A 13,846-nucleotide genomic window follows, 5' to 3' on the forward strand; every position below is an offset into this window, starting at 1 on the left:
CGGCGGACCCGCCCGGGGCGCCCGGCCCGTGACCCACGAGTGGGACGTCGTCGTGGTGGGGGCCGGCACGTCCGGTGCCCCGCTCGCCGCGCGGCTGGCCGACGCCGGACGCCGGGTGCTGGTGCTGGAGGCCGGCGCCGACCACGTCGAGTTCCCCGCCGACCTGCGCGACGCCGCCCGGATGGCCGCCGCCGTCCCCGGGCACCCGGCGAACTGGGACCTCACCGGCGTGCTCACCGAGGAGGTGACCTTCCCCGTGCCGCGCGGGCGGGTGGCCGGCGGGTCCAGCGCGCTCAACGGCGGCTACTTCATCCGCGGCACGCGGGCCGACCTCGACGGCTGGGCCGCGGCGGGCAACGACCTGTGGTCCTACGACGCCGTCCTGCCCTCGTTCGTCCGGCTGGAGGCCGACCGCGAGTACGGCGACCGGCCCGGCCACGGCACCGACGGGCCGGTGCCGGTCCGCCGGCCCCGGGAGGGCCACCGGCTCGCCGACGCGCTCGGGGCGGCGGTCGCGGAGCTCGGCGTCCCCGACGAGCCGGACAAGAACGCCGACGGGACGCCCGGCTGGGGGCCGGTCCCGCTCAACGTGGCCGACGGGGTGCGGGTCAACACCGCCATGGCCTACCTCTCGCCCCGCCGCGGGCACCCCGGGCTGACCGTGCGCGGCGGCGTGCACGTGCGCCGGGTGGTGGTCGAGGGCGGCCGCGCGGTGGGCGTCGAGACGGCGGACGGCGTGGTGCGGGCCGGCGAGGTGGTGCTGGCCGCCGGCGCCGTCGGGTCGCCGCAGCTGCTGCTGCTCTCGGGCATCGGCCCGGCCGACGGGCTGCGGGCGCTGGGCGTCGACGTGGTGGCCGACGTCCCCGGAGTGGGTGCGGACTGCACCGACCACCCCGACGTCTACGTCACCTGGCGGCCGGCCCGGCGGCTGCCGATGCCGCGGGACCTGCACCCGCTGCACGGCGTCCTCAACACCACCTCCGACGGCGCGGCGGTGCCCGGCGACCTCGAGGTGCTGCCCTGGCTCAAGCCGTTCAGCCGGGTGGTGGCGCCCCGCACCTCCGTCGGCGTGGCCCGGGTGCTGCGCCGGCCGGGGGCCACGCTCCGGGCGCTGCGCGGCACCTCGCTGCACCGGCTGCTCGACACCGCCCGGCGCCGCGACGACCTCTTCCTCGGCGTCGCGCTGCAGCGGGAGGACAGCCGCGGCCGGCTCTCGCTGACCAGCACCGACCCGCACGTGCAGCCGCGGCTGGAGTACCGCTACCTCGCCACCGACTCCGACCGCCGGCGGATGCGGCAGGGGGTGCGGCTGGCGGCCGAGCTGCTGCGGACGGCGGCGATGGCCCCGCTGGTCGCCGGGCGGACCGGGCTGCCCGACGACGTGCTGGCCTCGGACCGGGAACTGGACCGCTGGGTCCGGCGCTCCCTGGGCACCGCCGTCCACCTGGCCGGGACCGCCCGGATGGGGCCGGACGCCGATCCCGGCGCCGTCGTCGACCAGCACCTGCGGGTGCGCGGCGTCGAGGGGCTGCGGGTGGTCGACACCTCGGTGCTGCCGACGGTCCCCTCGCGCGGGCCCGCGGCGACCGCGGTGGCGGTCGGCGAGCGCGCTGCCGAGCTGATGACGCGCAGCTGAGGCTCACGGCCCCGGCAGCGGCGGGAGCGGGATGCCCGGCGGCGGGAAGGGGACCGGCTCCTCGGCCGACAGGACCGGCAGGAACGCGTCGTGCCAGATCTGACCGCCGCGGCTGCCGCCGAACCCGCCGACGTCCACGTTCGCCGTCGGGTTGAACAGCATGACGCTGGCGGTGTACCGCGGCGTGGAGCCGACGAAGGACACCGATGCGCGGTCCTGGGCGGTGCCGGTCTTGGTGGCGATCTGGTGGCCGGGGATCGCGGCCCGCCGGCCCGTGCCGTAGGGCAGCGACGAGCCGCCCACCATCATCTGGTTGACCGTCGTGGCGATCTGCGGCGACACCACCTCTGGCGTGCAGGAGGCGCCGGTGCCGAGGGGGCTGCCGTCCTCGCGGGTCAGCGGCCGTCCGTCGCGGCCGAGCACCTCCACGACCGGGACGGGGGTGCACCGGGTGCCGTCGGCGGCCAGCGTGGAGTACGCGCTGGCCAGCGCCAGCGGGCTGGTCGCCTCCGGGCCGAGGGTGAACGACCCACGGTTCTGGGCGATCACCTGGTCGGCCACCGGGTCGAGCGAGGTCAGGCCCAGCCGCTGCGCCACCCGCACCGGCCCCTCCACGCTGCCCAGGTCGTCCTCCAGGCCCACGAAGTAGGTGTTGGAGGAGCGGACCAGCGCCTCGTGCATGCTCAGCGTCGGCGGGAACGTGCCCTCGACGTTGCCGACCGTGTAGGACTCCAGGCCGTTGCGGTACACCCGCGAGGTGTAGGGGTCGCTCGTGGTGATCGTGTGGGTGGGCGGGAAGCCGGCCTCCAGGGCCGCGGTGGCCACGAACACCTTGTACGTGGAGCCCGAGCCCTTGCTGGCGACCACGTTGAGGTTGACCGAGGATTGCGCCGGGTCGGCGGCGTCGAAGCCGAAGACCCGGTTGGTGCTCATGGCCAGCACGTTCCCCGTGCCCGGTTCGACCGCCGTGAACATGGCCGCCACCGGGTCGCCCATCGGCTGGGTGGCCAGGACGGCGGCGTCGCCGGAGCGCTGCAGGTCCGCCCGCATCGTCGTGCGGACGGTCAGGCCGCCGTCCTCCAGCTGCTCCTGGGTCATCCCCAGGGTGCCGACGAGGTGCTGCTGGAGGAAGTCGCAGAAGAAGCCACCGAGCACGCCGGCGCCCGCGCAACCGTTGGGAGGGGGCGGCGCGGGGTCGGTCTGCACCGGCTGCGCGGAGACCTCGGCCAGCTCCGCGTCGCTGACGTGGCCCTGGGCGTGCATCCGCTCGAGCACCACGTTGCGCCGCTGCCGCGCCTTCTCGGGGTCCACCAGCGGGCTGTCGGAGGTCGGCGTCTGCACCAGGCCCGCGAGCATCGCCGCCTGCGGCAGGGTGAGGTCGGCGGCGTCCACGCCGAAGTAGGCCTGCGCCGCGGCCTGGACGCCGTAGGCGCCCTCACCGAAGTACACGGTGTTCAGGTACCGGGTGAGGATCTCCTCCTTGGGGTAGGTCTCCTCCAGCGCCAGGGCCAGCCGGGCCTCGCGCAGCTTGCGGCCCACGGTCTGCTCGGTGGCCGCCTGCCGGTCCTCGGGGGTGACGGCGGTCTGCAGCAGCGTCTGCTTGACCAGCTGCTGGGTGATCGTCGAGCCACCCTCCTCGACATCGCCGGAGCTCAGGTTGCGGGCCAGCGCCCGCAGCGTGCCCTGCACGTCGAGGCCGTTGTGCTCGTAGAAACGCTCGTCCTCGATGTCGACCAGCGCCTGCTCCATGACGTCGGCGATCCGGTCGGCGGCCACCGGCGTGCGGTTGTTCCGGTAGAAGTACGTGATCACCGACCCGTCGGAGGCCAGCACGACGGTGTTCCCCGGCGGCGTGGCGTCGGTCAGCTCGACCGGCAGTGGCGACAGCAGCGTCGCCGAGGTGCTGGCGACCAGGCCCGGCCCGACGACGAAGGGGGTCAGCAGCCCGGCGAGCAGCGCCCCGCTGAGGGGGAGGGCCAGCAGCAGTCCGCCGATCGCGCGCAGCCGCGGATCGCGCGAGCGGGACCTGTCCGACCGTGCCATGGCGCCTCGCCGAGCTCGTGCCCCGGCGTGCGGGGAAGCGCGACGCCGTGCGAGCAGCATCGCGCACGACGACGGTCCGGAACACCCGGACCAGCGCGGTCGACGGCGCGTCCCGGCGGCGCGCCGTGCGCAGCCGCCGGGACGGCGGATCAGGGGGCTCTCAGCGGGCGGTCGGGAGTTCCGCGGGCGCGGGGCTCACCGGCGCGGACCAGACGTCGGGGTGCCGACGACCGGTGTCGGCCACCCAGCCGCCGCTGGGGCGGGTGGCCGGACGGGCGCTGAGGCTCACGATCAGGGCGAGCAGGCCGACGAGTCCGAGGAGGACACCAGCGATCACCAGGAACGTCGTGAGCATGTACTCAACGTAGGCAGTCGACCGTGTCCTGTCACGTGGCGGAACTCCACCGGAGTCCCACGCGACCTCGGACAGGTTCTGCCGAGCCGACCGCACCCGTCCCACCCGTCCCGTGCGGATCGCTCCGGCTGGACGACCGGCCGGAACGCGGGGTATGGGGCTCGCACCCGACGACAGGAGGATGCCCGTGATCGACCTGCTCCGGACGGCCGGCCGCGCCGTCGCCGTCCCGCTGGGGGCGCTCGCCCGCCGGCGCCGCGGCAAGCCGATGCACCCCCGGGGTGCGGTCCTCGACGCCGTCCTCGAGCGCGCCGGCGGACCGACCGGGTGGGGCGTGCCCTGGCTGGCCGGGAGCGGGGACGAGGCGGCTGAGGTGCGGCTCTCCCGCGGTGCGGGGCTGCCCTCCCTGCTGCCGGACCTGCTCGGTCTCGCCGTCCGGCTGCCCGGCCCGGACGGTCCCGTGGACCTGCTGCTGTCGACGACGGGGCGGGGGCGGCTGACCCGCTGGCTGCCGGTGCCCCGGCGGGACGCCGGAGCCGTCTACTGCTCGATCATGGGCTACCGGACGGCGGCCGGGCCGGTGTTCCTGGCGGCGCTGCCCGAGCCCGGCGCCGCGCCGGTGCCCGCGGAGCCCGGGCCGGTCGCCGCGGCCGCCCGCGCCGGGAGGCTGGTGTTCACCCTGGCCGCGGCACGCGGGACCGGCCCGTGGCAGCCGTTCGCCCGGCTGCGGCTGCTCGCGCCGGTGCCCGAGGTCGACCCCGACCTGCGCTTCGACGCCGTCCGCAACCCGCCGCCGGGCCTGGTGCCGGACGGGCCGATGGCCCGGTTCCGGGCGCCGGCCTACGCGGCCGCACGGGAGGGCCGGGACCGGTGACGGCGGCCCGCGGGGGCTCGTCCGGCCTGACGGTGCACCTGTGCCGGGCCCGCGACCACGTCGACCGGCACGTCGCCGAGGGCCCGCTTCCGCGCGCTGACCGGGGAGTCGCCGGTCGCCTACCGGGACCGCTGGGCCGCCCGCGGTGGGGCGCACGTGCCCGGCTGCTTCCTGTTCGTGCGCGGGGTGGTCGACCTCGGCGGGACGATCGGCGCGCGGCGAGCAATCGGGGAGAAGCCCGACGCCGATCCGCGTCCCTGGGGTCGAGGGCATGATCACCAACATCTCGCTGGTCACCGTCTACTGCCTCGACCAGGACCGGGCGAAGGACTTCTACGTCGACCTCCTCGGTTTCGAGGCCCGCACCGACACCACCATGGGCGAGGGCTTCCGCTGGGTCACCATCGCCCACCCGAGCCAGCCCGAGCTGGAGGTCACCCTGATGACCCCCGGCCCGCCGCTGGACGAGGACGCCGCCGCGTTCGTCCGCGGCCAGCTGGAGCAGGGCTCCATGGGCGGCCTGGGCCTGGCGGTGGACGACTGCCGGAGGACCTACGAGGAGCTGTCGGCCCAGGGCGTGACCTTCCTGCAGGAGCCGGCCGAGCGTCCCTACGGTGTCGAGGCCGTGATGCGCGACGTGTCCGGCAACTGGCTGGTGCTCGTCGAGCGCCGGGAGTTCTCGCCGGCCGACTTCGCCTGACCCCCTCCGGGGTACCCCGCGACACCGCTCGGTTGGACGGGGGGCCGCCGGGTAGTACCACCGGTACCCGACCGTCTCGATCGACCGTCCCGTTCCTGCCCGTCGCAGTGCGCGGCGCAGGAGGAGAACCACCGCGTGAACGACGCCGACGCCTCGGCAGCCGCCGGGACCCGGGTGGTGGCCGTCCCGTACGCCGATCCCTACGTCGACGCCGTCCTGCCGGAGGGGGTCGTCCGGGTGGGCCCGGAGCAGCGGCCCAGCCCGTGGCTGGACCCCGGCTACCTCGCCGCCCACGCGAGCGGCGTCGACGTGGTGCACCTGCACTCGGGCTACGGGCACCTGCCCGAGGACGAGGTGGTCAGCTGGGCGGAGACGGTGCGGCGCACCGGCGTCCCGCTGGTGCTCACCGTGCACGAGCTGCGGGACCCGGAGCAGGCGACCCGGCGCCGGCACGACGCGCACCTCGCGGCGCTGCTGTCGACGGCCGAGGTGGTGCTCACGCTGACCCCCGGGGCGGCCGACGAGATCGCCGCGCGGTTCGGCCGGACGGCGATCGTCGTGGCGCACCCCTCGATCGCCGAGCCGGTGCCCGGGCTCGGCGCCGAGCGCGGGCTGGTCGGGGTCGCGCTGCGGGCGCCGTGCCCGGCCCTGCCCGACCCCGCGATGGTGGTCCGGGCGGCGCTGTCCGGCGCGGTCAACGGCGGCGGGCGGCTGCGGGTGTTCCTCGACGACGGCGTCGAGCCACCACCGGTCTTCGCCGCCGGGGACAGCCTGGAGTTCCTGCCGCGGAAGGTCGACTCCTGGGCCGCGCAGCTGCAGGAGCTGCACGCCGTCGTGCTGCCCCAGTCCTGCGGCACCCACTCGCGGGAGCTGGAGATCTGCCGCGACGTCGGCACGAGAGTGGTGGCACCGAGCTGCGGGTGGTTCGCTGACCAGTGGTCCGACGTGGTGCCCTACGACAACGACGAGGAACGCCGCCTGGACCCGGTGTCACTGGACGCCGCCGTCGCCGCGGCCCTCACCCGGCCGGCGCCACGGCCGGCCGACCGGACCTGGCGGGCCGAGCAGCGGGCCGCGGTCCGGGCCGTCCACGCGCAGGTCTACGCCCAGGTGGTCACCGACCGCGCCGGCTGAGCCGGGTCACAGCGGCAGCTTGAACCCGACGTGCGACGCGGTGAAGCCGAGCCGCTCGTAGAAGCGGTGCGCCTCCGGGCGGCGGGTGTCGGTGGTGAGCTGCACCAGCCCGCAGCCGCGCCGACGGGCCTCGTCGACGGTCCAGGTGAACAGCGCCGCGCCGATGCCCTGCCCGCGCAGGTCGGCCCGCACGCGCACCGCCTCGACCTGCAGCCGCGTCGTCCCGCCGCGGGAGAGGCCGGGGATCTCGGTGAGCTGGGCGGTGCTGACGACGTCGGGGCCGTGGGTGACGGCGAGCAGCAGCTGGGCGGGGTCGGCGTCGACGGCCTCGAACGCCCGGCGGTAGGGCCCCAGGTCGGGGGACTCCCGGTCGCGGCCGAGCGGGTCGTCGGTCAGCAGGGCCACGAGGGCGGGGACGTCGTCCGCCGTCGCGCGGCGCAGGCCGACGGTGGTGCTGCCGGTGGCGAGCGTGGCGGGGAGGGAGGTCACCTCGGCAGTCTGCCGGGCCGGTGCGGGATGACGTGGTGTGGGCAGGGGCGGGGTCGAACCGCCGACCTCTCGCTTTTCAGGCGAGCGCTCGTACCGACTGAGCTACCTGCCCCTCCCGGTGTTTCCACCGGAGAGCGACCCTGACGGGACTCGAACCCGCGACCTCCGCCGTGACAGGGCGGCGCGCTAACCAACTGCGCTACAGGGCCTTGCTGGTACTGCCGTGCCCCCAACGGGGTTCGAACCCGTGCTACCGCCTTGAAAGGGCGGCGTCCTGGACCGCTAGACGATGGGGGCTCGTGTTCGCCGGGGGCAGCGAGAACTCTACATGCTCCCGGGGGCGACCCCGGCGCGGGGGTGCCGTGTCCCGCGCCACCGTCGGCGAGCGGTGCGCCGGCCGGCGGGCCAGCCGGTCACGTCGGTGCGCCGTCGTCGTGCGGTAAGGGCAGCAGCGTGCGATCTGAGGACGCGGCGCGGGGCCATCATCGCCGCCGTCCATCCCTCTCGGGTCTCTCATGGCTTCGCGGACCTGGGCACCCGTCACAGCCGGCGGCTTCAGGTGTACTTCACGAGGAGTGATACGCAGGGCAGGGTCGGCAGCATGGGCGACCGGACGATGCTCGGCGCAGCGACGTTGTTCACGGCGACGACGGTCTTCACCACGGTCGTCTCCGCGCGCGAACAGCACCTCCCCGACGAGCCGCTCGGGTTCCGGCTACCCGGCACGGTTCCCGTCCACCTCGCGCTCGGCCTCGGCTCCGGGGTTGCGGCGCCCTGGCCGATGCCGATCGTCGCGGTGGTCGCCGCGCTGCGGGCCGGATCCGGGGTCCGGTGGCCCGAGCGGACGTGCGCGATCCTCGGCGCCGGCGTCCTCGTGGGGACGCTCGTGGAACCCGCCTCGTGGGGACTGCGACCTCGGTCCGCTCGGGCGCGGGCGGCGGTCCCCCTGCACCTGCTCTCGGGTGCGGCGCTGTTCCTCGCCGGCACACGGCGGATGGGTGGTGCCGCCTGAGGTGTCGCATCCGGTGACCGGCAGCTCCCGGGCGACGCCGCCTCCACGACGAGCGTCGCCCGCCACCCTCTGCAGGCGCGCGACACGGTAGTGGTGGTCGCGGGCGGAGCGGCTACCGGCTGTCAGGCTCAGCGGGTGACCCGCCGCGCCGCCGTCTGCCCGTCTCTCCTGCTCGCCGCCGCGCTGCTGGCCGCCTGCGGCGACGGCGACACCGCCACGTCGCCGTCCGCCAGCACGGGGGAGGTCTCCTCCCCGAGCAGCACCGCCGCCGCACCGAGCACCGGGCCGGAGGACACCGGCACCGACGTGCCGCCGTTCGAGGGCGGCACGGAGCCGGCCACGCAGGAGGCGTCGGCCGACGCCCTGGTCACCGTGTCCGACATCCGCACCGGGCGGCAGGACGGCTACGACCGTGTCGTCCTCGAGCTGGGCGGCACCGGCACGCCCGGCTGGGACGTCCGCTACGTCGACCAGGCCTACGGGCAGGGCACGGGCGACCCGCTCGAGGTCGCCGGCGAGGCCGTCCTGCAGGTGACGGTCACCGGCGCGGGCTACCCGTTCGACACCGGCGTCGACGAGTGGGCCGGCCCCGACCCGCTGCCGGGCAACGGCACGCGGACGGTCACCGAGGTCGTGTGGGACGCGACCTTCGAGGGCACCTCGGTCGCCCTGGTCGGGACGACGGGGGAGGCGCCGTTCCGCGTCTACGCCCTCGAGGACCCCACCCGCGTGGTCGTCGAGGTCGCCGACCTCGGCTGAGGACGGCCCTCTCCTGCAGGGGCCCGCCGCGAGCCTGCGAGCGGTGGGGGCAGGAGAGTCCTCCGTCAGCCCAGCGAGGCGGTGACCTCCACCGAGTCGGTCTCGACGGTGGTGCAGGTCAGCGTCAGCGGGCCGGCGCTCACGGTCTCGCCCTGCGCGCAGGACACGCTGGCGTTGCCCACGCTGAGGGAGGCCCGCCCGTCCTGGACGCCGCCGAAGCTCAGCGACGTCCCGAGGATCTCGACCTCCGCGTCGCTGCCGGACAGCGTCACCGTGCACTCGCTGCCGCTGCAGGACAGGGTGTCCGAGCTGAACGAGCAGGCGGTCAGCGGCAGGAGCGTGAGGCCGCCGGCCAGCACCCCGGCAGCCAGGCGGGCGGCACGCGACGTCGTCGAGGACATGCGCCGAGCCTAGGTCGGCGGGGTCACCCGGTCGGGGAGGCTGGCAGCGGCGTCGGCGCCGGGGCCTGCGGGGCGCCGTCCCCACCGGGGGGGTCCGCCGGCGGGACGACCTCCCGCTCGATGGTCACCTCGGTCTGCCCCAGCCCGCCGAGGGTGATCTCGTCGTAGGCGGTCAGCGCGCCGGTCCCCGGGTCGAGGTAGAGCACCGTGCAGGTCAGCGGCTCGGGGAACTCGCCCTGCAGGGCGCGCAACCCCGCCCCACCCGTCGAGCCCTGCACCATGAGCCGGGTGCCCCCGTCGAGCCGGGTGACCTCCCGCTCGTGCGTGTGCCCGGCCAGGACCAGCGGGACGACGCCGTCCAGCGGCGGCGCCTGCTCGGGGTCGTGCACCATCGCGATCGCCGGGGTCTCCGGCAGCGTCGCGACGAAGGCGGCCAGGCCCTCGCCGGTCTCCTCCAGCGACTCCACGCCGTCATCGGCTTCCGGGTCGGGCGTGAAGCGGGGGTCCGGCGTCCCGACGACCTCGATCCCGGCCACCGTGACGGCCGAGTCGTCCAGCACGGCCGCGTTCGGCTGGGCCGCGACCAGCTGGGCGGTGACGGTGGAGTCGTGGTTGCCCCTGGTGAAGACGTAGGGGACGCCGAGCGTGCCGACCCGGCCGACCAGCGTGTTCTCCGGCTGGCTGCCCCAGTCCGTGAGGTCCCCGGTGTCGAGGACGCCGTCCACGTCGAACTGGTCCACCACCTGGGCGACGAGGTCGAGACCGGCGGGGTTGAGGTGGATGTCGGAGACGTGCAGCAGGGCGACGCTGCCGTCCGCGCCGCCCGGAGGGGGCAGCGTGGACAGCGTCGAGTACAGCGTGCCGACGTTGGACACGAGGTCCTCGAGGGAGGCGCGGTAGGCGTCGAACCTCGCGACGATGTCCTGCGCGCTGCCGATGAGGCTCGTGGCGTTGACCAGCAGGCCGGTGTAGGTCGGCTGGGAGAGGGCGTCGGGTCGCCAGGTCGCCGCGGCGAGGCCGCCGGTGCCGGCGACCAGTGCGGTGGATAGGCCGAGGGCGATGAGCGGCTCGCGGCGGCGGCGTCGCAGCACCAGCAGGGACGCCGCCGTCGCGCCGCCCACCGCGGACAGCGCCGTCAGCCACGCCACCCGCTCGACGGCGTCCCGCAGGTCGGCGCTGACCCGGTCGACGACGCCGTCCAGCTCGCCGGGGACGGTGGCCAGCTGCGTCGCCCGGAGCTCGTCTACCCGGCTGAGCTGGATCTCCAGCCGCAGCGGTCCGTCGTACGCGTCGACCTGCAGCGCGCCCAGCGGCGGGACGTCGAGGGCGGCCCCACCGCCCCACGGGCGGAAGGCGATGGTTGCGTCGAAGGGCCCGATCGGCGCGGACACCCGGCCGAGCAGCAGGATGCCGAGCCAGGCGCCGACGAGGACGACGGCCAGCCGGGCGGCCCAGCGCGCCGTCGCGCGGACAACGGGGCGCAGCGGCGCGGACGTCGCCGTGCCGGGCTCGCTCACCCGCGCCAACCTAGCCGCGGCCTGCGCCGGTGCCGTCCCGGTCGGCTGGGGCGGCGCCGGTGTCACCCGATCGTGACGCGGCCGGCTCGCCGTGGTCGCCGCGCGGACACGGCGGACGGGAAAGGTCAGGCGGTCCTGGCCGCCCGCGGGCGGAACAGCCAGCGCAGCGCGACGAAGCGCATCAGCCCGACCAGGCCGGTCACCGTGACCACCAGGGCGACCTGGGCGAGGACGCTCGCGTCGGGGACCAGGGCGTTCAGGACGCCCAGGGAGGCGCTGGTGAGGAACAGACCGATGACGCTCACCCCGCCCGCCTCCAGCTGCGCGGTGAGCCAGTGCACCCGCTCCCCGGCGTGGAAGGTGAGCCGGCGGTGGAACTCGTTGGCCAACACCGTCGAGACGGCCGTGGCGGCGACGTGTGCCGGCAGGTAGCCGAAGCCCTCGAGGACGGTGAAGAGGACGGCGTAGACCAGGGTCGTGGCCCCGCCGACGAGGACGAACCGGGCGAACTGGGCGAGGGTGTCCTCGGCGCGGACCCGGGCCACGACGTTGTCGACGGCGTTGTCGACCGCCGGACGGCAGGTCAGCAACGACGGGCAGGTCACGACGTCTCCTCTGTGGCCACGGCTACTTTCTGTACGTTCCACCTGGGGATCGGCTGTACGCCAGAGGTTATTCCCCTGGGAACCGACAGTCTCGCTGTGCAGTCGATCACCGACTCCGGCGTGTCCGGCGTGCCCGTCACCCTCGGAAGCCCCTTAGTCACCGGGCAACTCGGCGCGGCTTCGAGCCCGGTCGACGGGGGTAGGACGCCGCCATGAGCCTCATGGGGATCCTCGACCGGGTCGCGGACAAGGCGACCTTCGACAAGGCGATCGGCCCGGCCCAGCGCGCCGTGCAGGCCGCGCTCAAGCCGCAGGCCTTCAAGGACCTGCTGCACGGCACGTGGCTGGGCCACCCGGTGCACCCGATCCTGGTGCAGGTGCCCGTGGGGAGCTGGACGTCGGCCGGCCTGCTCGACGCGATCCCCCGGCTGCGGCCGGCCGCCACCGTCCTCATCGGCACCGGCGTGGCCGCCGCCGTCCCGGCGGCGTTGTCCGGCGCGGCCGACTGGTCGGAGCAGGCGATCGGCGTCCGGCGGCTGGGCCTGCTGCACGCCGCGGGCAACACCGTCGCGCTCGGTCTCTACGTGGGCTCGCTGGTCGCCCGCGCCCGGGGCCGTGGCGGGCTGGGCAGGGCGCTGTCGTACGCGGGCCTGGGCATCGCGACGGGGTCGGCGGCAGTGGGCGGGCACATGTCCTACGCGCAGTCCTCGGGTGCCTCGCACGCCGTCACGGCGGCCCGCGCGCTGACCTCGGACTGGATCGACCTCGGCCCGCTCGACGACCTGCCCGAGGGCCGGCCGGCGCTGCGCACGGGCAGCGGCGGCAGCGTCGACGTCCCGCTGGCCGTCGTCCGCCGGGGGATGCGGGTGGACGCCTTCGTGGGTGCCTGCTCGCACCTGTCGGGCCCGCTGCACGAGGGGTCGGTCGAGCAGGTGCGCGGCACCGACTGCCTGGTGTGCCCGTGGCACGGCTCGGCGTTCGACCTCGAGGACGGCCAGCCACGGCGCGGCCCGGCGGCCAACCCGCAGGACAAGCTCGAGATCCGCATGCAGGCCGGCCACGTCATGGCCCGGCTGCCCGGGCGCGACCGCTAGGCCCCGGGACGCCGCCGCCGTCCCTACCCTGCGGGGCATGCGGCGGACGGCGGTGCTGGCTCTCGCGCTGCTGTGCGCCGGCTGCTCCGGGACGGACGGCGGCGCGGCGGCGGGAGCTGGCGGGCCGCCGGCTCCGGCGACGACGTCCGCGGCGCCGGCGCTGCCGCCGGTGCCCGGGATCGAGGCCGAGGTGGTGCGCCACCGCACCGACGTGCCCGTCCCCGGCCGGGTGCACGTGCGCGTCACCGACACCGGCGACCAGCCGTTCACGGTGACCGCGGTGGCGATCGACGCGCCGGGTTTCGCGCCGCTGCCGCCGACCGCGCTGACCGCAGCCTTCGAGCCCGGCCGGACGATCGACCTGCGCACCGCCTACGGCGCGCCGGACTGCACTGCCCCGTCCGGTCCGCCGGCGGCGCGGCTGACCGTGGCGCGGCCCGACGGCACCGTGGCGGACCTGCGGGTACCGCTGGCCGGCGACGACCTCGACGTCGTCCACCGGGAGGCGTGCGCGGCCGCCGGGGTGCTGGCCGTCGCCGACATCGGGCTGACCGGTCTCGTGGCGGCCGGCGACACGGTCACCGGCAGCGTCGTCCTCAGCCGGGCCGGGGACGACGATCGTGCCGTCGCGGTGCTCGACGCCCGGCGCAGCGTCGTCTTGAACATCGCCGTCGAGGGGCTGCCGCTCGAGCTCGGGCCGGGGGAGGAGCAGGCGGGCGCGGAGGTGGTGTTCACCTCGGCGTCCTGCGAGCCGCACGTGCTGGCCGATACCAAGCAGCCGTTCGTGTTCCCCCTGTGGGTCGCGGTGGGGGAGGCCGAGCCGGTGCCCGTGCCCCTGCCGGTCGACGAGGCGCAGCAGAGGGTGCTTCAGCAACTGCTCGACCGGGTCTGCTGAGCCGGGTGCCGGCCCGACCGCCACGGGGGGAACGAGGCGGCCGGGCCGGGGTCCAGGGCCCGTCACCGGGTAGGCATCACGGTAGGTGACTTGACGGCCTCCAACGATCACCTGACCGGGTGAGCGGCCGTGGCGAGGGACACGCCCCGGGACGTGGGGGTTCGCCGGCGCGCTGCGGGGGAACCGGGCACCGGTGTTCTTCCTCTTCTCCAGCCGGCTCGGCTGCCTGGGCTCGCTGGTCGTCTCCGCGCTGCTGACCCTCTTGCTCCTGCTGTTCCTGGACGTCATCTGAGCGGTCTGGTGGAGGCGCAGCCGCGGGCGGCGGGACGACG

The 13,846-nt window shown here is 75.7% G+C and carries 14 protein-coding genes and 3 tRNA genes; 8 read left to right on the top strand and 9 right to left on the bottom strand.

What is annotated here, in order from left to right; all coding sequences use genetic code 11:
- Positions 1-28: 28 nt before the first annotated feature.
- Complete coding sequence (locus tag BLW63_RS14885; RefSeq protein WP_091157856.1) at positions 29-1,636, top strand: GMC family oxidoreductase; 1,608 nt, start codon at positions 29-31, stop codon at positions 1,634-1,636.
- 3 nt (positions 1,637-1,639) lie between these two features.
- Here the strand turns inward: BLW63_RS14885 and BLW63_RS14890 are convergent, their stop codons facing one another.
- Positions 1,640-3,679, bottom strand: coding sequence for a transglycosylase domain-containing protein (locus BLW63_RS14890; RefSeq protein WP_091157858.1), 2,040 nt, complete (start codon positions 3,677-3,679; stop codon positions 1,640-1,642).
- 160 nt (positions 3,680-3,839) lie between these two features.
- Positions 3,840-4,034 carry a hypothetical protein gene (locus BLW63_RS14895; protein WP_091157861.1) on the bottom strand — a complete coding sequence of 65 codons (195 nt, stop codon included), beginning with the start codon at positions 4,032-4,034 and terminating at the stop codon, positions 3,840-3,842.
- 187 nt (positions 4,035-4,221) lie between these two features.
- Here BLW63_RS14895 and BLW63_RS14900 point away from each other — a divergent pair, with 187 nt between their 5' ends.
- From BLW63_RS14900 to BLW63_RS14915, 3 genes are all read left to right on the top strand, one after another.
- Positions 4,222-4,908, top strand: a complete 687-nt coding sequence (locus BLW63_RS14900) for a phosphodiesterase (protein WP_211517122.1) — start codon at positions 4,222-4,224, stop codon at positions 4,906-4,908.
- 271 nt (positions 4,909-5,179) lie between these two features.
- Positions 5,180-5,608 carry a VOC family protein gene (locus tag BLW63_RS14910; protein ID WP_091157865.1) on the top strand — a complete coding sequence of 143 codons (429 nt, stop codon included), beginning with the start codon at positions 5,180-5,182 and terminating at the stop codon, positions 5,606-5,608.
- Positions 5,609-5,743: 135 nt separating this feature from the next.
- A complete protein-coding gene (locus tag BLW63_RS14915) occupies positions 5,744-6,742 on the top strand; it encodes a glycosyltransferase (RefSeq protein WP_091157867.1) in 999 nt (332 codons plus the stop codon).
- 6 nt (positions 6,743-6,748) lie between these two features.
- Here BLW63_RS14915 and BLW63_RS14920 read toward each other — a convergent pair whose 3' ends face one another.
- From BLW63_RS14920 to BLW63_RS14935, 4 genes are all read right to left on the bottom strand, one after another.
- Positions 6,749-7,231 (bottom strand): GNAT family N-acetyltransferase, encoded by a 483-nt coding sequence (locus BLW63_RS14920; protein ID WP_091157869.1) that lies wholly within the window; start codon positions 7,229-7,231, stop codon positions 6,749-6,751.
- 38 nt (positions 7,232-7,269) lie between these two features.
- Positions 7,270-7,343 (bottom strand) — tRNA-Phe (locus BLW63_RS14925).
- Between the two features lie 23 nt (positions 7,344-7,366).
- Positions 7,367-7,440 (bottom strand) — tRNA-Asp (locus BLW63_RS14930).
- Positions 7,441-7,455: 15 nt separating this feature from the next.
- Positions 7,456-7,528 (bottom strand) — tRNA-Glu (locus BLW63_RS14935).
- Positions 7,529-7,832: 304 nt separating this feature from the next.
- On the opposite strand from BLW63_RS14935, the gene BLW63_RS14940 reads away from it, so the two are divergent.
- Together BLW63_RS14940 and BLW63_RS14945 are read left to right on the top strand one after the other, a co-directional pair.
- Entirely contained in the window at positions 7,833-8,243 is a 411-nt protein-coding gene (locus BLW63_RS14940; protein ID WP_091157870.1) for a hypothetical protein, read from the top strand.
- A gap of 135 nt (positions 8,244-8,378) precedes the next feature.
- Positions 8,379-9,002 (top strand): AMIN-like domain-containing (lipo)protein, encoded by a 624-nt coding sequence (locus BLW63_RS14945; protein ID WP_091157872.1) that lies wholly within the window; start codon positions 8,379-8,381, stop codon positions 9,000-9,002.
- 65 nt (positions 9,003-9,067) lie between these two features.
- On the opposite strand, the gene BLW63_RS14950 is transcribed toward BLW63_RS14945, so the two are convergent.
- The 3 genes from BLW63_RS14950 to BLW63_RS14960 all read right to left on the bottom strand — a co-directional run bounded on the left by BLW63_RS14950 (position 9,068) and on the right by BLW63_RS14960 (position 11,525).
- Positions 9,068-9,403 carry a hypothetical protein gene (locus BLW63_RS14950; RefSeq protein ID WP_091157874.1) on the bottom strand — a complete coding sequence of 112 codons (336 nt, stop codon included), beginning with the start codon at positions 9,401-9,403 and terminating at the stop codon, positions 9,068-9,070.
- Between the two features lie 23 nt (positions 9,404-9,426).
- The gene (locus BLW63_RS14955; RefSeq protein ID WP_091157876.1) at positions 9,427-10,920 is read right to left on the bottom strand and encodes a metallophosphoesterase; all 1,494 of its coding nucleotides are present in this window, start codon (positions 10,918-10,920) and stop codon (positions 9,427-9,429) included.
- Positions 10,921-11,045: 125 nt separating this feature from the next.
- Positions 11,046-11,525 carry a GtrA family protein gene (locus BLW63_RS14960; RefSeq protein ID WP_244522588.1) on the bottom strand — a complete coding sequence of 160 codons (480 nt, stop codon included), beginning with the start codon at positions 11,523-11,525 and terminating at the stop codon, positions 11,046-11,048.
- A 212-nt stretch (positions 11,526-11,737) separates the two neighbouring features.
- On the opposite strand from BLW63_RS14960, the gene BLW63_RS14965 reads away from it, so the two are divergent.
- Both BLW63_RS14965 and BLW63_RS14970 read left to right on the top strand, forming a co-directional pair.
- Positions 11,738-12,619, top strand: a complete 882-nt coding sequence (locus BLW63_RS14965; RefSeq protein WP_091157879.1) for a Rieske (2Fe-2S) protein — start codon at positions 11,738-11,740, stop codon at positions 12,617-12,619.
- A gap of 37 nt (positions 12,620-12,656) precedes the next feature.
- The gene (locus BLW63_RS14970; RefSeq protein ID WP_091157882.1) at positions 12,657-13,514 is read left to right on the top strand and encodes a hypothetical protein; all 858 of its coding nucleotides are present in this window, start codon (positions 12,657-12,659) and stop codon (positions 13,512-13,514) included.
- The last annotated feature ends 332 nt before the right edge of the window (positions 13,515-13,846 follow it).

The organism is Geodermatophilus africanus (assembly GCF_900107105.1).
In the GTDB taxonomy this organism is placed as follows: Bacteria; Actinomycetota; Actinomycetes; order Mycobacteriales; family Geodermatophilaceae; genus Geodermatophilus; species Geodermatophilus africanus.